Origin of the sequence: Leptospira gomenensis, from assembly GCF_004770155.1 — a bacterium.
In the GTDB taxonomy this organism is placed as follows: domain Bacteria; phylum Spirochaetota; class Leptospiria; order Leptospirales; family Leptospiraceae; genus Leptospira; species Leptospira gomenensis.
Map to the genome: position 1 here is coordinate 34,515 of NZ_RQFA01000026.1, position 23,557 is coordinate 58,071.

Genomic DNA, 23,557 nt, shown 5'->3' on the forward strand with positions numbered 1-23,557 from the left:
GTTTTTATCGGAGTTTCCTAACTTAGACCGTTTCGATCCACTCGCGGATTTTTCTCAATATGAGCACCATCGCGTACGTGTCCAATTTACAGTATTCGATCAGGCTATTTTCTATTTTCCTTTTTTCCTCCTCGGAAACGGTTTCGGTTTTTAGACGCAGAAATTCGGCGTTGGCGGTTTGCCCCGATTTGATATTCAAATCACGATACGATTTTCCGGTGATGACAGGCAAAATGGTCTTTAGGGAAGTGCTTCCCTTTTGGTCGGGATGATAGTATTCGTATTCCCAAAATGGTTTAGCCAAATCGACGAAGTCGTTTTCGATCGATTTTAACCACGGTTTAAATTCCGGAAAAACGGCGGCCGATTCCTCCAGACATCTTTTTTCGAATTTATCGTTGTAACACAGAACGGTTCCTCCGGGGGAAATCCATTGTTGCAGTTTTTCTAATATTCCTTTTCTTGGATCAGTAGTCCCGTCGTCTATGTAATGGAAACTTTCCGGCTCTTCGGTAAGATCTTGCCGTAATACGTGCAGAGAAAAAAGAAAAGGAACGTGTTGAAACGGATTCGAATCGGGATAAACGGGAATAGGAGGATTGATCGATTCGAAATCCAGAAAATGAATCGGGAACTTTATCCTCTTTAGGAATTCCACGAAAACCTTATGGTTTACGTAAGGTATTCCGGTTTTCGCGGTTTCGATCTGAATCTTTTGTCGCGAGGTAAGACCTTCGGGATTTCGGATATCCTTGAGATGAAAAATTCCCTCTTTATAAAATCTCCCGGATTCTTCTTTCCCTTCGCGAAGTGTGAAGATGTCGCCCGGAACCTCGGGTGTTAGGCAGATTTCCGGATAAACGCAGTTTCTAGGATGGGCGCAATTTCGGCTAACGGAGCGGGGCGGAAGATTCTTTCTGGAAAGGAGATCGTATAAGGAAAACGCCCTTTCTTTTGTTTCTCCGTATCTCGCGGCCACTTCGGAAGTGATGTCCTTTTTGACGAAAAAGAATTCCGGTTCTATTTCTTCCCGATACGGATATTTGGAATTCACGAAAAGTAAGGTGCACTTAGAAATCGGGAATCCGCATTCTTCGGCGACGAATTTTTGAAATGCAACTTCTGTAATATGCTGTTTTTTGAATGAACTAGAGGCTTTGAGGACGACTAATTCGAACGCGTTTTCGACTTGACGATCGGGAAGAACGTATTCCGTCTTCATCGAAAATTTATCCGTTTCCAGACAAGCCGACCGCACACCTAAGCCGGATTTTAAAATTCTCCTGGTTTCCGATTCGTTATAACGCGCGTTTTTCGATTCGGGAAAAAGCGAATGGGAAAGTTCCCGAAGCAGGGATTTTTGTTTGGGAGAAATGTATTGGTATTCGAAAGGATCGAAGTCGGGGCGAGGTTCGTACGTGTTGAGCCAAAGATGGTATTCGCAGTAAAGACCGGTCGTGAAACCTGCTTTGGTGAGTTTTGGGATTTCTTCGACCGGTCGATTAAAGGAGAAACGAACCAAAGCCCATTCCGGAAGAATTTTCCGGAACGGGTAAATCCATTTTAGAATCGGAGGTCCGAGGTTTTTCAGGCCAAAAGAACCTTGATATCCTTAGGGCTGGAAACCGCGTAGATTTTGTTTTCGGAGGAACCCATATTTGCCTGCGTGAGTTTTTGACTTACCACGCTCGGTCCGAAATCGATTCCGGTAACGTTAGGCGTGCTTGCAAACGCCTTTACTGCCTTGTCCCAGTAGAGGGTTTTGATCAACATTTCCTTGAACAAAGGAAGTCCGATTCCGTCGTCCGATTGCATGTTTCTGCCGTCGAAGATGGAATAAACGGGGGTTTTCAGATCGCTTCCTTTGAAAGCGAAACCGATCCTTTCCATATCAGACGGGACAATCTTTTCCGTTTCACTCATGTGAGGAGAATGGAACGGAGCGGTCGTTCTGAGATAAACGAACTTCACTTTTCTTTCATCCATTTCGGCTTTAAACTTTTTACGAAGTTCCAATAAGGACTCTGGGCTTCCGGATACGATGTTTGAATCCGGAGTGTTAAACAAACTTACGTAAATCGCTTTGTCGCCGCTTAAACCAAGCGCATCGTTCGTTTGTTTTACGCGGTCTTCCAATTCCTTTTGCGAATAACCGATCACGGCCACCATAGGCGCGGGTTGTTTGTCTCCCACTTCTTCGTTCGCTTTGATCAGCGCTTCGGAAGGATTGTAAGGCCCGACCAATTCTTGGGCTCTGTAGCCGATATAAAGAACGAACTTTAAGAATTTAACGTACGCCGCGTAAAAATCCGCTCCTTCTTTTCCGAGTGCGATCAATGCGGAAGAGATCACGCCTTGGCTGTGACCGGTTACTCCTATCGAGTTGGAGATCAATTCCGAAACGGGAAATCCTTTGTTCGTAAACGCGATGTAGTTCGCTATTTGAGTCAGAAAAATTCCCACGATGGAAACCGGTGCGCTGCAGAGATAATTTTCATCGGGAGCGGAGTCTGGATTTTTTACCCAGCTTTCGAAATCGTATCCGCCGTATAAAATTTTCGTGTCGAGTTTCGGAACCTCTTCGCTGATCGCTTTAAAGGAAACTTCGAAAAATTCTTTCAGAGAAGGTTCGGATTCGTAAAGTTTGGAGAGTTCCTTTAAAAAAGGAGATCCTTGTCCTCCGAATTGCAGAAAGAGTTTTCCTCCGCCCGCTTTGACTTGGTTCAGAAAGTTTGCGATTGCCATGAACTTTTTTTCCTTAGGTGTTTAAGGATGGATCCCGTTTCGGGGGCCCTTTCGCAATTCTTTTTTGCGTGTTCGATTCTCGAAATCGACGTTACCCGCTTCGTTCATCCGTTTTTTCATCGGAAAATCGCCTGAATTTAAGTGAATTTAACGTTTTTTATAAAGCGAATTCGAGTTTCGAATCGGACGGAACGAATCGGATTCAAATTGATATTGGCAGAATCAGGAACGAATCTAGCTTTGCGAAACGGCTAAAACGATGTGGATCGAAGTGTACGGATATGCGAGTTCGTTTTGTGCGTTTCTTGTCGGAATAATCTTTGCCGTTAGTCGGAAAAGAAATCCGACGGTGACGATCGGTTCCTTTTTGTTTTTTTGTATTTCCGTTTGGTTGACGGAACTTCATCTTTTCACATCGGGAAAGTTGATTCTTTTTCCGTGGTTGATTTTTCTGCACGTACCGTTTGCGATTTCGACCGGTCCGCTGTTTTATCTTTTTATAAAATCCGTTTTCAAGACCGATTATCTATGGGAAAAAAATCAGTGGTGGCACGTCGCGTTCGTTCTCGTTTTATTCGCTGCGTTTTTGCCCGTCGTTGCGATTCCGTCCGAAACCAAATATCAATTGTTCCGGGGAAATTCGGGAGCAATCGATCCGTTTATGAAAAACTATATTCTGTTTTTCTTAACTATCAGCTATTTCGTTCCGGCGATTTATATCGTCTTTTCGTTTCGATTTCTCTTCAACGTTCGGATTCTTTTTTCGGCAGGAAAAGAAAAAAGTCTCTTCGTGTTTTATCTCGTGTTGGGATTTTTCGCGTTCTCCAAACTCGTAACGTTTGCGGGTTTTTTTTGGGAGGAATGGAATTTTCTGAAAAAAATCGGCGCCTTATTTTTTTCGACGGGTGTGGTTTCGATCTTCGTCGTGCTGGCGAGATATCCGGACTTTTTGGAACTTCTCCGGAGGGGAATCCGCGAAATCCGTAGAAAACAAAATCGAATTTCGTCAGACCGAACCGCCTCCACGTTAAACCGAATTCACGAATTGTTTGAAACGGATAAGATTTATCTGGACGAAGATCTTTCCTTAAAATCCCTTTCTTCGAAACTTTCGCTCCGGCCCGATCAACTTTCCCAAGTGATCAACGATTCCTACGGGATCAACTTCAATCGGTTTCTGAACAATTATAGGATCCGAGAAGCGATCCGTCTTTTGGAAAAGGATCCGGATCTTAAAATCATTCACGTAGCGATGCGCTGCGGTTTTAACAGTAAGAGTTCGTTTAACGAATCCTTCCGAAAAGAAACGGGACTTACACCCACACAATATCTCAAAAAAAAGGGTAGGGAATCATGAATCCCGTCGATCCTTTTTGAAAAACGAAGTATCGTGAGGGCATGTCCAAAACAAACTTAGATAATTTTCGAAATCTGGCTCAGTTGTTTCGTCATTCGGTCGGCGCCTACAAGGACGAAAAATCGTTTTTGACGAAAAATTCCCAAGGTGTGTTCGAGGGACCGACTTACGGAGAATTGTACGAAGACGCATTGTCCCTCGCTTCATTTCTCGTTCACAAGTGCGGATTAAAACCTCAGGAAAACGTGGCGATCATCGCGGATAACCGTTTAGAGTGGATTTTGACGGATCTAGCGGTTTTATTTTCCGGCGCCGCGGACGTCCCGAGAGGAAGCGACGCTACCGTGCAGGATCTGGAATATATTCTTTCCCACGCGGATTGTAGGATCGTATTCGTGGAAAACGCAAACGTATTCAAAAAATTGAATGCGATTCGCGATAGGCTTTCCGGTTTGGAGCACGTTATTCTGATGGACGCGAATCAGGATCTTTTCCGCGAAGGAAAGGCTTTTTCTTTTTGGAACATTCTCGAGGAAGGAAAAAAACTTTCCAAGGAAGAGGTTCTTTCCAGAGCCGATAGGATCCGACCCGACGATCTTCTCACATTGATTTATACGTCCGGAACAACCGGAAATCCTAAGGGTGTTATGCTCACTCATTCGAACATCCTTTCTCAGATTCGAAATATTCCGCTCGGATTGAACAAAGAGGATAAGATCCTTTCCATCCTTCCCGTTTGGCATATCTTCGAACGAATTTTCGAAATCGTTTCGTTTACTTTCGGTTGTAAAACGTATTACACGAATATCCGCTCCTTAAAGGAGGATCTTCAAATCGTAAAACCTACGTTTATGGCCTCCGCTCCGAGGTTGTGGGAAAGTATCTTTCAAGGTATTCAGGCCAAACTTCAGGGTATGAAGGGTTTTGCTAGATTGTTGTTTTCGGCGGCATTGAAGACGAATCGATTACGATATCACCATTTATCCGTATTAAAAAAACGTAAACTGATAATGAAACGGGAGTTTTTACCGTTCGTTTTCGTTAAACGACTTTATTCTTTTTTAATGTTTCTCATCGTATTCCTGCCGGCTTCTTTTTTGGATCTTATCGTACTTAGAAAGGTGAGACAGGCGACCGGAGGAAAACTCAAGGCGAGCGTTTCCGGAGGAGGAGCTTTGCCCCTTCACGTGGACGAACTTTTTAACGCGATAGGAATTCCCGTTCTGGAAGGTTACGGTTTGACGGAGACGAGTCCGATCCTTGCTATGCGAACCCCTCAGAATCTGATCGTCGGTACGGTTGGAAAGATATTTCCCGAAACCAGAATCCGGATTTTGGACGTCGTCACCGGAAAAGATATTTATCCCGGCGGGGACGGTTTCGGAAAAAAAGGGGAACTATTGGTCAGAGGTCCTCAAGTTATGAAAGGTTATTATAAAAATCCGGAAGCTACGGAGCGAGTGTTTCAGGACGGATGGTTCAAAACGGGGGATCTCGCTTTGATCACTCCGGATTCGTATCTTAAGATCGTCGGAAGGATCAAGGAAACGATCGTACTTTCCAACGGGGAAAATTTGGAACCGGTCCCCATCGAAGCCAAACTTCAGGAATCGCCTTTGATCGAATCTTGTATGGTGGTCGGGCAGGATAAAAAATTCGCGGGAGTTCTCGTGGTTCCTAGTTTGGAAAATCTGAAACAATTCGGAAACGACCTCGAAAGTATATGCAAAAATTCTGAAGTAAAAACCCTCATTCGGACCGAAATTTCCCGGATGATCAGCGATCAAAACGGATTCAAATCGTTCGAACGGATCGGCGGTTTCAGTCTTTTGAGCAAACCCTGGGAAAAAGGGGAGGAGTTGACCGCAAAACTATCGTTAAAACGATTTTTGATAACCGAAAAATACTCCAAAGAGATCGAACAGATCTACGGATCTTCCCAAAATTAAAACGGAGTTTCGGCCGCTTCGTTTAACAAAAAAGCGGTCGCTTCAAAACATTCGTTTTGTGGTCGGGAAAACGATCGATCGATTTCCCGCATTTATTTCTGATCCGTATCTATCGTAAAGGCACATCCTAACTTTGTAGCGTCCGATATCGGGCGCTATTTTTTTGCTCCTTAGAAAAAAGCGAAAACGATCGCCCCGAATTCGAATTGGGATTTATGCCACCCGGTTTGGAAAAGGTTCGTAAGAATTATTTCAGAAAAAAACGAAGGTTCGGGAGTTTCAATCCTATTAGAATTCAATAATGTATTCGAGGATTAAGAGCGTATGAGGGCGGCTTGCGAACTTAAAATCTCCTCGAATCAGATTTTGGAAATCGCGATCGCAGCCGGTTACGAATCGATCTCGACGTTTCCGCTTCGCACAGGGAATTCTTGATCCGAATCGATCTCGGCGAACAAACCGTTCCGGGAGGAAAATAATTGTTCGTGCGTTATCGGGGGAATATTCCGGATCGCCGGAAGTATATTCATTTATTCTAAATCGGTTTGCGCCGGAAAAAGAATCACTCTAAAAAACTCGACTCCGTTCGAAGTATGTCCGGATGTATTCCTGAAAAAGTTCCGAACGCCGATAACCGATATCATTGATTTCAAAAAGAAGAAAAACGGAACCGAGCGCGAGTCTGCAAAAATTGGTCCAAGGTTTTCGTAAAAATTCCCCATTCATTGTCTAAACAAGCAATGAATGTCTATTTCGGTCGCAAAATTTTTGCAAGCCATTTATTTGTTTAAGCAAGTAAAAATGAGCTTCCGCGAACATTCCCTCCGCAGTATCCCGATTACGAAGATCCGCGAAGAGATTTTTAGAAATCGTTCGCTTCGCTTTAAAAAGGATCGGACGCGTTTCGTAGCCGTATCGGAACTTTGATTCCCGGATTTTAAATTTCTATGTTTCTTGCGGAACAGATTTCGGTCCGACCCCGGTTTTAGAGCGATCGGTTTCTTTGGCGTACGACGAGCGCCCGAGGTCTTCTCCGACTCGAGAAAAGAGGTTGACCCTATCTTGTAAATTTTTTGTATTCTTTACCAGATAACGCGGTCAAGACCGCCTTACAATTTAATAAAGATGATCAAAGTCAAAAACCTATCTAAGTTTTACGGCAAAAAATTAGCCATAGACCGTTTGAATTTCGAATTGGGAGAAGGAGAGATCGTCGGACTTCTCGGTTTAAACGGTGCGGGTAAAACCACGACGATCCGAATTCTTACCGGATATCTCATCGCGTCGGACGGAGTCTGCGAGATAGACGGAACCAACACTTTCGAAAACCCTCTCGAAGTGAAAAAGAAAATCGGATATCTTCCCGAAACCCCGCCCTTGTATCCGGAACTTTCCGTGGAAGATTATCTGCGCTTCGCCGCTAGAATCAAACAGGTTTCTCCCGATGTGATCGAAACCGAAATCGCAAGAGTCTGCGAAAGAACGTTTCTTACGGAAGTTCGTAAGAGCGATATCGAAACGCTTTCTCTGGGATATCGCAAACGAGTGGGAATTGCTCAGGCGCTTTTGGGAAATCCGAGGATCATCATTCTGGACGAACCCGTTTCCGGTTTGGATCCGAAGCAGATCGTCGAAATTCGAAATCTGATTCATTCCCTTAAGGAAGGACATACCATTCTTCTTTCGAGCCATATTCTTCCCGAAGTTTATAAAACCTGTAACAGGTTTCTCTTTCTTCACAAGGGTCGAATGGTGTATCAGAGGGACCGTAAACAGCTCGAAGAGGAGATGGAAAAAGTTTCCGGATTGGAAGTCACGTTATCCGGAACCGACGCCGATTCCGGGAAACGTTATCTGTCATCGCTTCCCGGCGCTTCCGCTGAAAAGATCCAATCCATAGGAGAGGACTCTCGGGGAATCACGTTTTTGGTCTCCACATCCACGGAACGCGAATTTAAGGATCGTCTTTTCGCTTCCGCCTCTTCCGTTCCGCGATTGGAATACGTCCGTAAACAGGAAGTTACGTTAGAACAGATTTTTATGAATCAGGTCTGAGGAATTTATGTTCCAAAATATCAAATGGATTTTTTTTAAGGAAGTTAAGGTGTTCTTCGGAACCTTTATGGCTCCTCTGGTTTTCGGAGGAACTGCGTTTCTCAATTCGTTGTTCGTCCTTATTTTGAATTTTAACTCCGGCACGAATTACGTAGATACGACCGTAATCACGTTTCTTTCCTTTATGTCAACGATCATCATCGCCATGTTGATTCTTGCGATGGGAAGTATCACCGAGGAAAGAAACCGGGGAACGCTGGAGTTTCTTTTTACCGCGCCGGTCACGGATCTGGAAATCGTTGCCGGGAAGTTCGCGTTCGGAGCCTTGATTTGTTTTTTGATTTCGGTTTTCGTGAACGGTTTGTTTCCGATTTTCCTTTATTCCTTTTGGAAGGCTCCGCTTTACATCGTCGTATCGGGAACGATCGGGGTTTTTCTTTTGGGTTTATTTTCGTTTTCGGTAGGATTGTTCGGAAGTAGTCTCGGTAAAAATCAGATGATATCCCTTTTGATTTCGATCGTGATCGTTCTGACTCTCTGGGTTTCGGGTTACTTTTCGTATCTTTTCGATTCGGTTACGAGAAAGGTCTTGTATCACCTTCATATTTTTTCGCACTTTATCGGATTTTGTAAAGGAGTTCTTCCCTTGAACGGTATCGTATTTTTCTTGAGCGGTTCTTTATTCTTTCTTTATCTCACTGTGAAAGTTTTGGAATCCAGGAGATGGAGAGGATGAAAGAATCCGTTTTATTCAGAATTTTCCCTTGGATTTCCCTAACGGCGTTGTTTCTTTATTTTCCCGTAAGGGACAGCATCTTGGCTCCCGGAACGAAGTGGGTATGGTTCGGCTTCGTTCTTGGAATTCTTATCCTGGAGCCGGGCTATCGTTATTTTCGAAAAAAGAATATTAAAGAAGAATGGAATTCTTATTTATCGGCCGGGCTGGGTCTCTTAGCGTTCGGGATTTATCATCTTCGGGTTTATCTGGAGGATGTCGCCCTCAAAACGAGCGGTTCACATTCGTTAAACGAACGTCTTCGGGAAATTCTTTTGGTCCTATTGGTTTTGACCGTGCTCGGATTTCTCATTCTAACGTTGTTGAAGGAATTGGGAAAGGATTCCGCCGGCGCCCAAAGCGTATTAAAAACTTCTAAACAAGCCCTGGTCCGTTATTTCATCCTCAACTTGGCGATCGTATTCGTCGTTCTCGTGGTGGTAAATTACGTTTCCGTAATCCGGAACAGGAATTTCGATCTCAGCTCGAAGGGGCAATATTCCTTCAGTCAGACCGCGGTCAAAATTCTAAAAAACGTCACGAAAGAAGTGGAGGTGATCGCCTTTTACCCGCGTCCTCTGGAAAATTCAACCGCGAGCGATAAGGCCAATTCGTTTTCGCTCCGAAGAATCCGACCCGATTTGGAAATTTATCTGGATCAACTCAAATCATTGGGCGCGCAGTATAAGGTACGTTTCATCAACGCGGACGTGGAGCTGGACGAACTCGCAGAGTTCGGTCAGGTCTCGAACGGAATCGTTCTGATTCGGGTGAAAAAAAATCTTTCCGAAGACGGAAAACAATTCGCGGAGCAGAGGCTTTCTATCAAGGAAAAAACCGACCTGGAAGATTTCGAACGCAAACTCGTACAGGCCGTAGTCAATATTACGACGGAAGAGAAGAAGGTTTATTTCACCCAATCCAACGGAGAACGTTTTTCTCCTATCTTCCAAAATCTTCCCAATGAAAGAGTGGGGACTTTGAGCAACGCGCTCGGTTTTCTGAATTTCAAAGTGAAAGGGCTTGGAATTGCGGAAGGTTGGCCCGGAAGAATTCCGGAAGACGCGGACGTTCTTGTGATCGTCGGACCTACGGTCGCCTTTTCCAAAGAAGCGCAGGCTTCGGTGATCGATTATATCGAACGAAAAAAGGGAAAAGTTTTTATCACGATCGATCCGAAGGGTTCGGAGAATTTCTCCTGGCTTTTGGAAAGGGCCGGTTACGAATTATCGAAAGGACCTCTTTCCCAAATTCCGAGCCAACCCGGGGTCGTGATCGCAAAGTCTTTCCGAAAACATCCGATCGAGGAGACTCTGACCCGCAAAGAGATGGGTTCCATGTTTCCGTTCGGAGGATATTTTACCGCGACCGCCGGTTTGACGCCCGCCGGGAAAACGCTCGATCCGTTTCCTTTGGTGGAATCGGGTGGGGAATCTATATTAGATAAAAATAATAATGGAAAACAGGATCCGGGCGAGGAAAAGCGCAACGTGATTTTGGGGATGATTCTGCGGAGCGTAGCGAAGAACCCGATTTCGTCTAACGCGACCGATTCCGAAAAGGCCGAAACCCCGGGAGTCGGTTCCTCGCCTTTGCCCGGTTTAGGAACTCAAACTCCGGAATCGCCGAAAAACGAAACGACGTCCGAGTCGAAAGGGGAAGGAAGGGTTTTGGTGTTTTCCGGTACATCCTGGATCACGGACCAATTTATTTCCTACGGAGCCAATTACGAACTCGCGACTTCTTCCGTCACCTGGATGTATCAGGACGTTTCCTTAACTTCGATTCAACCGAAAAAGGAAGAGGTGAACACCGTATCCTTGACCGACACTCAAAAACGTACGGTTTGGATTTTGGGAATGTTCGTTTTTCCCGGATTGATCGCGGTCGTATCCTCGTTCGTTTTGATTCGTAAACGAAGACGGGAAGGAGAAGAATCTTGAAAAGAGGAATCCTTTTCGTTCTTGCTTTGTTGCTGCTCGCGATAAGTTTTTTTCTTCTCGACGAAAAGAAGGAAAATCAAACCGAGATTTCCGTTTGGGATCTGGACATCGACGAGATCGAATATGTTCCTCCTAAATCTTCCTGGAATGCGGAGGATTCCGCGTCTTTTTTCCGTTGGCCGATCATTTTCAAAAAGGAAAAGGAAATCAGCGAATCGGGGAATTTTTCCTCGGTGGGATCCGTGGATTCGGAAACGGGAGAAACGATTTCCTTTGAAGGTGGGCATAACGTGGACAATCTGTTCCGCGAACTTTCCGTTCTAAAGGTGAAAGGGCTGGAGCGGATCGCGCCCGGAGAATTGACCACCTCGCTCATGTTAGGTGATGATTCTCCCGTATTGATTTTGAAATCGTCCGGACGAACTTTGAAACGAATATGGATCGGTAAAAAAAAATCTTCGGACGCGACCAGAATTCTACGGGAAGGGGAGGAGATTTTCATCGTTCCCAATCATATTCTGGATCGTCTTACCAGAGGGATCGGAGAATTTCGTCAGAAACAATTGGTCGTATTAAAGGATGAATCCATTTTGGAAACGGTCTGGGAGGAAGAGGGAAAAACTCTTCGACTCGACAATCATCCGTTCAAGGAACAATCGATCAAAAAGAATTTTTGGAGAAGACTTTCCGGAAAGATCATCGCGTTGGAAAATCATCTCGGCGACGCATGGAACAGTCAGATCATCGGTCAGAAGGTAGACGTGTATCCCGATGATCCGAGCGGCGCCGGATTCGCGGTCGCGAAAAAACTCACTTCGGTTCCCGCAGAGGCATCCTTAAAGATTCGCATTTCCAACGGAGATTGGATCGTTCTGCGTTATTATCCGAAGACCAATATCCACTCAGTGGATTATCGTCCCGTGATTCGGATCGTTAACGGAAAATTTTCCGAACCTCCTTTTTATATTCGCGAAGATAGTTTCTTGCGGTTAAAAGAAAACGTAGCGAACTTGGATAAAGCGGAGGCGAAAAAGGCGCCGGTTTCTCCGGAACAAATCCTGAAGAATCATCAATCCGCGATTCCTAAAAAATGATCACGGACAAAGAACAGGATTTTTCGCAAATACGTACGGGTCTTCTTCAACGGGTGTTTCAATCTCCAGAGTCGGCCTTCGAGCTTTATCAAAAAACGGACGGATTCGGATACGGCGAAATCGTCAAAACACATTTTCTTCTTTGGTTGATCGCACCGGCGGCAAAGCTCGTTTCCAATCTGATTTTGTCCGTTCTTTCTTTTGTACGTTTCGACGACGGTGAATGGACGATTTTTTCGGGAGTCGTTTTTTCCTTCGCGATTTATCCGGTGGTTTTGTTCGTCGTAGTTCAGTTGGACGTGTTTCGGGTTTTTCAAAAAAAGGCCGATCGGACCAAAGGAGAAACGCCTCCACCCGCGAACATTCTGCTTTTGTCCTTTTTGCCGTTTAGCGCATCCTCCTTATTCTGGATTTTACCTTCTCCGTTTCAGGCGGTTTTTATCGCAATTTCGTTTTTTCTTTCCTGTGTTTTGTCCGTACGAAGTCTGAAGCGGATTTTAAATTGGGATGATAAGGAAATTCTAATATTCTTTTTATCCGGGTCCGCGTATCTTCTAACCGGAATTTTATTTCTTACCGTATTCTACAATCTAATCAGGACCGTCCTAAATTGAAGATCTATCTCATCGGCATCGGCGGGATTGCCATGGGCAATCTGGCCTATATGCTCAAAAAAAGCGGGCACGAAGTTTCCGGTTCCGACGCGGGGGTTTATCCTCCGATGTCGGATAAGTTGAAGGAATGGGGAATTCCTTATTATGAGGGGTTCAAAGCCGAAAACGTAAAGGGCCAGGATTTGATCGTGGTTGGAAACGCGATTTCCAGGGGGAACCCGGAAGTGGAGGAAATGCTCAATTCCGGAACGGAATATCTTTCTATGCCCGCCGCTATCAGCGAATTTTTTCTTAAAGGAAAAAAAGTGATCGTCGTTGCCGGAACTCACGGTAAAACCACGACCACATTCTTAATTCATCATATTCTAAAAGAAAACGGAATACAGCCGGGATTGTTCGTCGGCGGAATTCGTAAGGACGGTTTTCCAGGTTTTGAATTGGGAAACGGTCCTTATTTCGTGATCGAAGGCGACGAATACGACACGGCTTTTTTCGATAAGTCCTCCAAGTTCCTCCATTATCGTCCCACCTATGCGGTGTTAAACGCTCTGGATTATGATCACGCGGATATTTTTCCGGATATCGCCGCGATAGAAACGATGTTTCTGCGTTTGATCAATCTTGTTCCCGGCAACGGTAAAATCTTTTATTGGAGCGGTTCCGGTTCGTTGAAAAAACTCGTTCAACACGTAAAGTTTACGGACACGGAGGGTTTCGAATGGAACAGAAAGGAATCCTCTCTCGGTTGGAAAAAAAACGAGCTCGTTTGGGAGAACGTAAAACTTAATCCGGTAATATTCGGAGATCATAATTATCGAAACTTGGAAGTTGCGATTCGAGTTTGTTCGGAAATTCTGCGCGAAAAAAATCCGAACGGTTATAAACAAGGGATCGCAAAAGCGATCGATTCCTTTCCGGGAGTTAAACGAAGACAGGATATTCTTTTTCAATCCGAGAAGGCCGTCGTCATGGAGGATTTCGCTCACCATCCGGTCGCTGTTCACGAGACGATTCATTCCGTCAAAAAAAGATTTCACGGTTATAAAATCATTTCCTTGTTCGAACCGAGAAGCGCAACCTCGCATCGGAACGTATTTCAAAAGGAATATTCCTATTCCTTCTTGGGATCGGATCTGACCATTCTCACGGAAATCTACAACCTCAAGAAGGTTCCGAAAGACGTACGTCTGGACGTCAAAAAATTGGTTCAGAAACTTCTGAAAAATTCCAAAACCCTACCCGTCTACGCGAAGGATCCGCAGGAGTTGTTTGCGAAATTAGAGAAAATGATTCCCCAATTCGCGGGACAGAAAATCCTGATCTTAGCCATGTCCAACGGGGCTTTCGGTGGAATTTATCCCGATCTCGTCGAATTGGCGCGTAAACACGTATGAACTTATCGCAGGAATTGGATTCCATCTACGAAGAAGCGGTTCTTAAAATCGCGTCCTCCGTATCCGAAGAGGACTTAGATAAAAATAAGAACGACTTCATCGGTAAAAAAGGAAAGTTGACCGCGGTTTTAAAAAACGTTGCCTCCCTTTCCATCGAGGAAAAAAAGACGGTTGGTCAAAAGGCGAACGAACTTTCCAAAAAACTGGAAGCGTTCGTGATCGAAACCAAGTCCGATTTAAAGAAAAAACTTTTTGAAACACAGGCCGCGTCCGAGTTTTTCGACGCGCTTCGACCTCTACGCGATCCTTCCGACGGGACCTTACATCCGATTACGCAGATTCAATACGAGATCGAGGATATATTCTCGTCCATGGGTTTTAGCGTGATGGACGGTCCGGAAATCGAAACCGACACGAACAACTTCGGCGCCCTTAATTTTACGGAAGATCACCCCGCACGGGAAATGCAGGACACGTTTTATCTGGAAAACGGAAATCTTCTTCGTACCCATACTTCCGCCATTCAAGTGAGAACATTAAGAAAATTGAAACCTCCGTTTCGGATCATCGCGCCTGGGCGAGTATTCCGTTACGAGGAAGTGGACGCCTCTCACGAACATACTTTTTATCAAATCGAAGGAATGGTCGTAGGTAAGGATATATCCGCCGCGAATCTGATCGACACGATGCAGGTTCTGCTTTCCAGGATTTTCGAAAAGGAAATCAAAACCAGATTGAGACCGGGTTATTTTCCGTTCGTCGAGCCGGGCTTTGAATTGGATATCAACTGTCTCGTCTGTGAAGGCAAAGGTTGCCCCGTTTGTAAACAATCCGGATGGTTGGAACTTCTTCCTTGCGGATTGATTCATCCTAACGTGTTGTCGCATGCGGGTTTGGATCCGAAAGAATGGACCGGTTTCGCTTTCGGACTCGGTTTGGACCGACTCGTGATGATGCGTTACGGAATTCATGATATTCGTTATTTTCAATCCGGTAATCTTAGATTCTTAAAACAATTCTAATATGATTTCCACCCCGATTCAAACCAGGTGGACGGACATGGATCCTTTCGCTCACGTCAGCAATTCGGTGTTCGTCGCTTATTTGGAGATCGGAAGAGTGGATTACTGTCGTCGCAGATTCGGTGTGAAGGACGTTTTCGAAGTTCCGTTTATTCTTGCGAGAATCGAAATCGACCTTAAAAAGTCGATCGAGATCCGACATACCGTGGAAGTGCAAACCTCGGTGATCCGTATAGGCAATAGCTCCTGGGATTTCCGATCCAAAATCGTGGAAAGTAACACGGGCGAATTGTTTGCCATCGCGAAAACGGTTCAAGTTACCTTCGATCACGTTCGTAAATGTACGATACCGGTTCCTCCCGATATAAGAGCCGTTTTGGAAAAAGACCTTCGGGAATTCCAAAAACAAACTCCGGAAGGTTGACGTCAAATTAGTGTTAGGCGATAGAATAACGGGAAAATTCCGCGCTCGCCGATTCTTATATTCCAAGTAAGGGAGTTCGTTCTATGATCAGAAACTTTTCGTTTACCGTGTTGGTTTCCGGCTTTTTGTTTTTCTCCTGCAGAACCACGATGATGATCGTTCCCGATCAGAAAGACGGTCAAAAGCAAGGCTTGTCCGCGTTTTCCCTGTTTTTATTCGACCCGTTCAAACGTGTTCCTATGGGAGGGGATAAAACTGTCGTTTATAAGTTAAAGGCGCAGTATTTCAAATTCAGAATTCTCTGTAAAAAAACGGAAAACGCAGCGTTCAACGAGGATTGCGGCCATCGCCAGATTTACGACCTTAAACAAAAAGCCCCTTATAAAGGGAAAAATACCGATTTCTTTTACAGCGTTTTTACCGGTCTAACGGACAAGAAAAAGACGTTAGACGTTCTTACACCGTATTACGTCTTCGGAGGAATCGAACCGGGCTTTACGTATCAATTGGAGGAAGTCGGTTTCGAATATACGACTTATTTAAACAACTCGGCGACATACTCCACTCCGATTCAAAAATTAAGAATTTATAAAGTACTAAATCCTGATCTCTTAAACATCACTTCGGTGCCGGAAGGCGTCTCTTATCTCGGAAATTTTGCGGTTTCGGTTCTTCCCCCGAAGGAAATCGTCAAAGAAGAAGAACCCGATGTCGTTTTCCTTGTCAAAGAGGATAAATTTTCTACGGTAATTCCGATAAACGTCTTATCGGATCTTTACGACGTTGGAATGAATCGATACGATTCGGAGGCGATTAAAAACCGTTTTACGAGTTACTTTAAGGAAGACTACTGCGGTTCCGGAATTCAGGAAAGTTATTGTAGGTGATTTTATACTAAGAACGTTCTTATTTCCGGAAATCGACCTTGTTCCTGCCTACTTCTGTTAGGCTATAAATTATTTCCGGATTTAAAACGTATCGTTACCGATAAAACAAGGCTATTTATAAAATTAAGCCCCGATTTTCGCATTCGAACTGCTCCGAGGTGAAAGAAGCGGATCATTTATTTTCCTTCCGCCCAAGATTCTTTTCGAGGATCGGCTCCTCCGTATAATTTTCCGGTCATCGGATTTTTGAGGGAAACACAAGGGGCCCCGAAGTCGTATTCCCAAACGCCCCGGCCTACGACTTCGTATCCTAACTTTTCCAGAGTTTTTCCGTGAAGTTCGAAGATATCCTTTTCCAGTTCTATGCGGCCGGGATAATAATTATGAGGCGAGAAGGAATCGGTCCAGTTTAAGGACCGAAACCTCGGTTTTTCCACCGCTGTCTGCGGATCCATTCCGAAGACAAACATATTCAAAAAAACTTGTATGGTAGCTTGGGTTTGCATATCGCCTCCCGGCGTTCCGAGACTCATCAGGAATTTTCCGTTTTTAAAAACCATAGACGCGTTAGGCGTAATCGTAGGTCGTTTACCGGGAAGTAGAGCGGACGGATGATTCGGATCAAGACGGAATTGGGTCATGCGAATTCCGAGCGTAATGTCACCATCGATCATCGGAGATTGTGGAAAATCGCTCGGAGTCAAAGAGAGGGAATTTCCCTGAGCGTCGATGATGCTGAGATAGGTGGTGTCACGTCCCACTTTTCCCGTTTTTTCCCAAAGGGAAAGTTGTTGGTCATTTAAGGAAGAATGGAATGTAAGAGACGATTGAAAAAAAATCAATTTTGCGATCACCCGACCTAATAGCGAAGTGTTGGGATTAGAATCGGAGGAGGTCCCGGTTGAAAATCGATTTTGATCGACAGGAGAATGATTTTGACTCGGGAGAGAATCTTTCCGCTGTTTTTGAAATTCGAGCGAGTTTAAAACACTCTTCTTTTGATAAGCGAAGGGATTTCCGTGTGAAGGTGTTTTGCCGAATGCGGTCGGTTGTAATAGTTTTCTTCGCTCGCTAGCGTATTCCTTGCTGAGAAGACCTTCGCTCGGAACGTTCACAAAGGCGGGGTCTCCGAAGAATTTTTCTCGATCCGCCATCGCAAGTTCGATCGCTTGTATCACGGTGTGGACGTATAGCGGAGAATTGTGTTTCATCGATTTCAAATCGATTCCTTCTAAAATTTGAAGAACGATCGGCACGACCGCGCCTTGATTCCAAGTTTGATTGGAAAAAATCGTATACGATCCGAATCTGCCTTGAAGAGGTCGTTCCCAAGCTCCCGAATATTCCGTCAGATCCTTTTGTGTGATCGTTCCGTCGTTCTGTTCATGAGCCTTTACGATTTTTTGAGCGATGGGGCCTTCGTAAAAATAATTACGGACGAAGTCCAAAGCGCGATTTCGATCGGCTCCGTTCTGTTTCGATTTAAATTCGACGTCCACAAGTTCGCGTAACGTTTTCGCAAGTCGCGGGCGTCTGAATATTTCCTTATGATACAGCGGTTTCCACCATCGATTTTCCAGATAGACTTCGGCGTTGTAAGGCAGCAGGAGGTAGAATCCGATTCTTTTGAAAATATTCATATTGAGGTTCCTCATTAAGATTCTGTGAACCGGGAAACCTTGCTCGGCTATTTCGATCGCTGGAGCGCTTACCTGTTCAAAACTCATCGTTCCGTATTTTTTCAGAAGTGCCACGATTACGTCCGGAGAAGCGGGAACGAGTTGCGATGAATATTTCAAAGCGGGTATATATTCGTGTCCTCTCGATCTGAAATATTCTATCGTAGCTTTGGAAGGCGCTTTTCCGGCTCCGATATAACTTTCGACGCGATTCGATTTCGAGTCATAATAAAGCAAAGGGGCGACTCCGGGAAACGAAGCCTCTTCTCCTTGAACGACGTTTAACACCAATAAGGCGGCTATGCCCGCGTCAGCTGCGTTGCCTCCTCGTTTCAGCATTTCAAGAGCGGTTTTCGTCGCCAAAGGATGTCCGGTAGCTACCATGAATTTTTTACCTTCGGCAGTTGAACGTCCTTGATGATACGGATCATAAAATTCTAATATTTCTTTCGGTTTGGATGCGATGGAATAAAAGGTATAAAGAAACGCGGCTACGAAAACGAAGCCGAGTAAGGAGTATCTAATAATCCGATTCATTGGCTGCCTTCCTGAATTGAATTCGAGTGCCGTCTTGGCACCCGAATTCGTTATGAGGTCGAGGATTTTCAGACACAATGTAGTTGCTCCGAAAAATGAATCCACTGAAAAATACAGGCAGGAATGAATAACGTGGTCTTACGATCTACGGAATTAAAATTCGGATTCTAAAGAAATGAAAGCATCGGATGAATTCCAATGTGTTTCGTTCTTAAACAAATCCTGTCAATTGCATTGTACCTCGGAGAATCTACGTTTCCATTGGGTATTTTCCGCACCGGGAAAAGGCCAAAAGCGATTCATTTCATCGATCGTCAAACGCACTTTCGCGGCCACGATAGGGTCAGTAGCGCAAATTTCATTCAAATAGGAAAATTGACGTCCTTGAAATACAGCTCCGACATCCGCTCGATCTTCAGCATAATTATACGTGGCGTATTCGCTCACAAAACCGTCAATAGGATTCCAGAATGGAGTGAGGGGGCTTTGGGACGATAACGGACGAGAATTGTAATTATCTATTGAAAATTGGTAACTTCCATATTGAAAGGAAGGCGGGTTTAGAGATTCCCATTCTGGACTCGACCAGAATCTCATAGTAGCATCCATACTGTGCGTAAGCTCATGGTGTATTATCTGTGATAACCTTTCTTCACTATAATAAGTCCAAGGAGCAGCAGGATTGAAAATGGACCTAGATTTTAATCCGTCCGAAACGTCCAAAAATATAATATTTTCTTCGGGCCTTGATAAGCCACCTCTATAACCGATAGAGTCAATATAAAGATTTCTAGTAAATACAATTCTTTCCGCCCGGGCTTTGATAAAATATCCTCTTGGATACCTTGCAATTTCCGCTGTTACGAGGTCTTTATAATAATTCAAATCTTCATCCGAATAATTCACGTCATAGGAAACCGAGGGAGAAGACACGATCGTATGCGTTATGATTTGAACGTCACGATCGTAGTTTTCAGCACGATCCGGTAACAATAAAAGTAGAAGAAGGTTGGAGCTCATTTTATCCTCTTCTTTCATGGAACAAAAGGACAAGAAGGCACAAAGAAACAAAGAGCTTAAAACAAATTTTATATTGATTTTCATAAATTTTTCTCCGGATATTTTCAAAACATCCGGAGAAAAATACTGAACTAGCTTTCAAGTTAAGTCAGAGAATCCTTAGAAAACTTGCAGGAAAGGATTCGGATTATAATGTGAACTCCGATGGGTCTTAAAAACAAAGAACACTTTTCCGATCGATCGATAACACTCAATGGAATTCGTGATAATTCTGGCATTTTTCGATCTTGGTTTAAATCGATACGAAAGAAGTTAATCCCTTGCGTTCCCGACCGGTCCCTGCGGCAGGGATCGACGCGGGGTCAAGTTATTGGTTTTTAGAAAAAGCGATCGAAGTGATTGAATTTTCAATAACTTGACCAAAGCTGAGAGCCCGATCCCGCCTGATTCGTTCCGGCTTACTTTTGTAAGTCGGTTGGCGGGAGCCGCCCAAATTGATAACTTGAAATTCACATTCTATTATGAATTATTTGAAGGCTTGAATCGAGAAAGGTTATCTTTCTAAGTCTCTAACGAGAGAAAAATTCTCCGGTTAAAATTCTTCGTCGGTCGTGTATGTCAGGATCAAAGAAGCCAAGAAGGCGAGTAAAAACTGAGAAAACACCCAAAGCCATACGATCGTGGTCGGAAGTACGTTGATGAAATTCAGGATGGAAATTGCTGGACCGACATAAGCCGCGAGGGAAAAACAAATCGCAACGATCAACCCGCCGACGATTCCGGTCGGAAGAGAATCTTTCGCAAGACGAATGATAATTCCCAAAAAGAAAACCTGAATGAGGTCGGCGGCGATCGGCCCCACCCATAAGATCATTCCAACGGATTGGAAAAAACCTTTATAGGCAGGGTCGTAGTAAAAACGCGAAAAGAACAAACTGCGAAGCGGAATGGAAATTACTTCCCAAAAACCGAAGGCGATAAACAGCCTTAAAAGAAATTGATTCCAATCTTTCGCAGTTCTTAAACTCATTCTTATTTTCCTACGATGAATACAACGTTCGTCGTCGCGGATCCGCCGATGTTCAGCATCAATCCGTTCTTAGCGCCTTCTACTTGGTAGTTGCCTGCAGTGCCGGTAACTTGTTTGTAGAGGTCGAGCATCATTCTAACTCCGGAAGCTCCGACCGGGTGACCGACTCCGATCAGTCCGCCGGACGGGTTGATCGGTTTTTTACCGTTGATGTCGATTACGCCGTCTTCGATCGCTTCGTGTTCTTTACCGGGTTGAGTGATTCCGAAAGCGGAAATCGCCGCATACTCGGAAGAAGTGAAACAGTCGTGAGTTTCGAAAACGTCGATGTCTTTCACTCCGAGTTCCGCTCTGTCGTAAGCGTCTTTTACGGTTTGTCTGGTCCAAGGGAGAATGTATTTGTCTCCTTTAGATTCGGCAACCTTCGCGTCGAAAGTAATCGGAGCCACTCTGTGTCCCCAACCTTTCAGTCTTGGGATGGAAGTGATCTTCTTTCCTCTTTTTTTAGCGTATTCTTCGGTGTAAGATTTATTCGCGAGAACCACCATCGCCGCACCGTCGGTTACTTGAGAACAATCGGTGATACAAAGTCTTCCACCCACGGCCATATTGTATTCTCCGCCGCGAGCGTTCGCGTGTTCTTTGTTCATGAACCAAGAACGTGTTTGCGCTTTCGGGTTTCTCTTTGCGTTGTCGTAGTTGATTCTTGAGATTTCGGCTAACGCGCCCATGAATCTTTGTTCCGGAAGTTTGTATCTTTCCAGAATTACGTCCGCGAGTTTTCCGAAAAGTTTCGGGAAAGGAAATTGAACTCCTTTCGCTTCTTTTTCGTAATAAGCGGCTGTTCCTAAAAAGTCACCGCCTACGGAAGAACTGACCGTTTTCATGATCTCGATTCCGAGAACGATGGCAACGTCGTAGTCTTTTGCGCGGATTTTTGTAGCGGCCGCATCGAGTGCGATCGATCCGGAAGCACAAGCGGCTTCAAAACGTCCGCCCGGAATTCCGTAGAACGCAGGATCGACTTCGGTTAAGAATGCGCCCAAGTGACCTTGCGTCGCATATTGTTCCGCGTCGAAGTTTCCTACGAAAATTCCGATTCTATTTTGTTTGTTCAGTTTTTTGATTTCATCGGGAGTAATTCCGACAGCCGCAAGTCCGTCTTGAACGGCTTCGCGCATTAAGGACATGAAGGTCTTTCCTTCTTTGGTCCAGTTTCTTTGAAAATCGGTTTGTTCCCCGCCGAGGACGTAAATTTTATCGCTCATGGTGATACCTTCTCCCCTAAATTATCCTTTGAAAAGTGAACGAGCGTCAAGTTTTTCCTTCAGCTCGTAAAACGGTTTTCCCGGTTTCGCTTTTGCTAATACTTCAGGAACCGGAAGTTTTGCTTTTTCGATCAGTTGGATCGCGTCCTTAGGTCCGCCTAAGAAATCGACGAACGCAGACGCGGGAGCCCAGTTGAATCCCGTTCCCATCGCGAGATCCGCCATTTCTTTGGTGTCTACGACTTCGCCGACGATCGAGAGAGAGTAACTAACGTATCTTGCGATGAAGTATCTCGCGAGATCGGCTTCCAGACCTTTCGCTTCTTTTACGACGTTCATTGCGCCTATGTAGTCCGCTTCGGAAATTCTTCGGTTCGCCTGACGAATAAAATCAATGTCGAATTTGGGAAGAGGTTCGTACAAATCGGCGCCTATATTATAGACTAACTTTTCTTTCTTGCCGTCCGGAGTTTTGGACATCTTGTAAAGACCGCCGCCCGCTTTTCTTCCGAGGTCGCCTTTATCGATTAGTTTTTGGAAGTAACCCGGCATTTTAAAAGTAGAATGAGCCGCGTCCTGAGTCATCTCGTAGAGGTTGTCCACGATCGCTTTGTGAACGTCGAGTCCTACGAAGTCCGCAGTGTCCAGAGGAGCCATTGCTCTTCCTGTGTAACCGCTCATGATCGCGTCCATCAGAGCGATCCCGCCCTTATCGGAATATTTTTCCGCGAATTGGGCGACTTCGTTGATAAGCTGAAATCCGATTCTGTTTCCGGCAAACGCGGGAGTATCGTTCGTATAAACGACCGCGCGGCCAAGAACCTTATCCAGATATTCGCCGAGTTGTTTGAGAACTTTCTTATCCGATCCTTTGTGGGAAACGAGTTCGCAAAGAATCATTTTGTAAGGAGGATTGAAGAAGTGAGTTCCGAAATAATGCTTTTGTCCGTCTTCGTCGAAGGCTTTGGAAAGTCTTTCGATGGAAAGACCGGAAGATACAGTGGAAACGATGGTTCCGGGTCTTCTGGAGCTCGCGATTCTTTTGTTGATCGGTTCTTTGACTTCGTAACTTTCCGCAACGAGTTCAAAAACCCAATCCGATTCCGCAACGGCTTTTTCCAAATCCGCGTCGTACGAACCGGGAATCAATCTTGGACGAATCGTATCTGTCTTAACCGAACCGATCGCTTTCTCAATCCCTTCTTTCGCTTTGTTTATGTCCCTTGCAAGCATATGGACTTTTGCCTTACCGAACGAGGCAACGATTGCCGCAGAACCTGCACCCATAGTACCGTTCGCGCCTAAAACTGTGACTGTTTTTATCTCTCTCATGAAACTATACCAATTCTTGGATTTTCAATGGAATAGGACCTGTTTAAAACAGCCGGGCGGGGAGGAAAGGTTTTTTTCACGCAAAACGGGGAAGGAATTGTTCTAAGACAGAACGAATGTTCTGTTTAAATTTGCTTAAAATGATGAAAGCGCCTTTTAAAACGATAGAAAACGGCTTTCATAAAAAAATAGAATTTTTTACGGGGTGTGCCTCTGCGTTGCATTAAATTTAAAAACGCGGGCTCGTTTGCGGGTTTGTGGAGAGTGCGCTCGGCTCCGGTCAAGTTATCGAATCGTAATGATGCCGTTGACCGGATTCAAAAAGCCAATCACTTTATCCGCATCGAGATCCGTAAAGAACCGATGCGTTGAATTTCGTCGATCGCTCACGCGTTGTAAAAAAGTATGAGTTCCCACATTCTACGTTGGATC

17 protein-coding genes and 2 pseudogenes are annotated in these 23,557 nt (G+C 44.7%); 12 read left to right on the top strand and 7 right to left on the bottom strand.

Annotated elements, in window-relative coordinates; translation table 11 throughout:
- Positions 1-22 precede the first annotated feature (22 nt).
- Together EHQ17_RS04905 and EHQ17_RS04910 are read right to left on the bottom strand one after the other, a co-directional pair.
- Entirely contained in the window at positions 23-1,222 is a 1,200-nt protein-coding gene (locus EHQ17_RS04905; RefSeq protein WP_246057415.1) for a DUF2779 domain-containing protein, read from the bottom strand.
- Between the two features lie 365 nt (positions 1,223-1,587).
- Complete coding sequence (locus EHQ17_RS04910) at positions 1,588-2,745, bottom strand: ACP S-malonyltransferase (RefSeq protein ID WP_135590105.1); 1,158 nt, start codon at positions 2,743-2,745, stop codon at positions 1,588-1,590.
- 349 nt (positions 2,746-3,094) lie between these two features.
- On the opposite strand from EHQ17_RS04910, the gene EHQ17_RS04915 reads away from it, so the two are divergent.
- From EHQ17_RS04915 to EHQ17_RS04965, 12 genes and pseudogenes are all read left to right on the top strand, one after another.
- A complete protein-coding gene (locus EHQ17_RS04915; RefSeq protein WP_167881156.1) occupies positions 3,095-4,102 on the top strand; it encodes an AraC family transcriptional regulator in 1,008 nt (335 codons plus the stop codon).
- A gap of 41 nt (positions 4,103-4,143) precedes the next feature.
- On the top strand, positions 4,144-6,051 hold the full coding sequence (locus tag EHQ17_RS04920; protein ID WP_135590103.1) for an AMP-dependent synthetase/ligase: 1,908 nt from the start codon (positions 4,144-4,146) through the stop codon (positions 6,049-6,051).
- A gap of 1,125 nt (positions 6,052-7,176) precedes the next feature.
- Positions 7,177-8,106, top strand: coding sequence for an ABC transporter ATP-binding protein (locus EHQ17_RS04925; protein ID WP_135590102.1), 930 nt, complete (start codon positions 7,177-7,179; stop codon positions 8,104-8,106).
- 7 nt (positions 8,107-8,113) lie between these two features.
- Positions 8,114-8,842, top strand: a complete 729-nt coding sequence (locus tag EHQ17_RS04930; RefSeq protein ID WP_135590101.1) for an ABC transporter permease — start codon at positions 8,114-8,116, stop codon at positions 8,840-8,842.
- Positions 8,839-10,444, top strand: a pseudogene (locus EHQ17_RS04935) (hypothetical protein); the annotation flags it as partial. The gene EHQ17_RS04930 and the pseudogene EHQ17_RS04935, both read left to right, overlap by 4 nt.
- Positions 10,445-10,530: 86 nt before the next feature.
- Positions 10,531-10,824: pseudogene (locus EHQ17_RS20360) on the top strand (hypothetical protein); the annotation flags it as partial.
- Positions 10,821-11,918, top strand: coding sequence for a hypothetical protein (locus EHQ17_RS04940; protein ID WP_135590099.1), 1,098 nt, complete (start codon positions 10,821-10,823; stop codon positions 11,916-11,918). The pseudogene EHQ17_RS20360 and the gene EHQ17_RS04940, both read left to right, overlap by 4 nt.
- Positions 11,915-12,532, top strand: a complete 618-nt coding sequence (locus EHQ17_RS04945) for a hypothetical protein (RefSeq protein WP_135590098.1) — start codon at positions 11,915-11,917, stop codon at positions 12,530-12,532. Before EHQ17_RS04940 ends, EHQ17_RS04945 begins: the two co-directional genes overlap by 4 nt.
- The gene (locus EHQ17_RS04950; RefSeq protein ID WP_135590097.1) at positions 12,529-13,926 is read left to right on the top strand and encodes a UDP-N-acetylmuramate--L-alanine ligase; all 1,398 of its coding nucleotides are present in this window, start codon (positions 12,529-12,531) and stop codon (positions 13,924-13,926) included. Before EHQ17_RS04945 ends, EHQ17_RS04950 begins: the two co-directional genes overlap by 4 nt.
- A complete protein-coding gene (gene pheS, locus EHQ17_RS04955; protein ID WP_135590096.1) occupies positions 13,923-14,948 on the top strand; it encodes a phenylalanine--tRNA ligase subunit alpha in 1,026 nt (341 codons plus the stop codon). Before EHQ17_RS04950 ends, pheS begins: the two co-directional genes overlap by 4 nt.
- A 1-nt stretch (position 14,949) precedes the next feature.
- Positions 14,950-15,372: an acyl-CoA thioesterase gene (locus EHQ17_RS04960; protein WP_135590095.1), complete on the top strand. Its 423-nt coding sequence runs from the start codon at positions 14,950-14,952 to the stop codon at positions 15,370-15,372.
- 83 nt (positions 15,373-15,455) lie between these two features.
- Positions 15,456-16,259 (top strand): hypothetical protein, encoded by an 804-nt coding sequence (locus EHQ17_RS04965; protein WP_135590094.1) that lies wholly within the window; start codon positions 15,456-15,458, stop codon positions 16,257-16,259.
- Between the two features lie 176 nt (positions 16,260-16,435).
- Here the strand turns inward: EHQ17_RS04965 and EHQ17_RS04970 are convergent, their stop codons facing one another.
- The 5 genes from EHQ17_RS04970 to EHQ17_RS04990 all read right to left on the bottom strand — a co-directional run bounded on the left by EHQ17_RS04970 (position 16,436) and on the right by EHQ17_RS04990 (position 23,125).
- Positions 16,436-18,475 (bottom strand): gamma-glutamyltransferase family protein, encoded by a 2,040-nt coding sequence (locus EHQ17_RS04970; RefSeq protein WP_246057405.1) that lies wholly within the window; start codon positions 18,473-18,475, stop codon positions 16,436-16,438.
- A gap of 225 nt (positions 18,476-18,700) precedes the next feature.
- Positions 18,701-19,579: an LIC13305 family lipoprotein gene (locus EHQ17_RS04975; RefSeq protein WP_135590093.1), complete on the bottom strand. Its 879-nt coding sequence runs from the start codon at positions 19,577-19,579 to the stop codon at positions 18,701-18,703.
- 508 nt (positions 19,580-20,087) lie between these two features.
- The gene (locus EHQ17_RS04980; RefSeq protein ID WP_135590092.1) at positions 20,088-20,525 is read right to left on the bottom strand and encodes a hypothetical protein; all 438 of its coding nucleotides are present in this window, start codon (positions 20,523-20,525) and stop codon (positions 20,088-20,090) included.
- 2 nt (positions 20,526-20,527) lie between these two features.
- Positions 20,528-21,793: an acetyl-CoA acetyltransferase gene (locus tag EHQ17_RS04985; RefSeq protein WP_135590091.1), complete on the bottom strand. Its 1,266-nt coding sequence runs from the start codon at positions 21,791-21,793 to the stop codon at positions 20,528-20,530.
- A gap of 21 nt (positions 21,794-21,814) precedes the next feature.
- Positions 21,815-23,125: a 3-hydroxyacyl-CoA dehydrogenase family protein gene (locus EHQ17_RS04990; protein WP_135590090.1), complete on the bottom strand. Its 1,311-nt coding sequence runs from the start codon at positions 23,123-23,125 to the stop codon at positions 21,815-21,817.
- Positions 23,126-23,557: the final 432 nt, after the last annotated feature.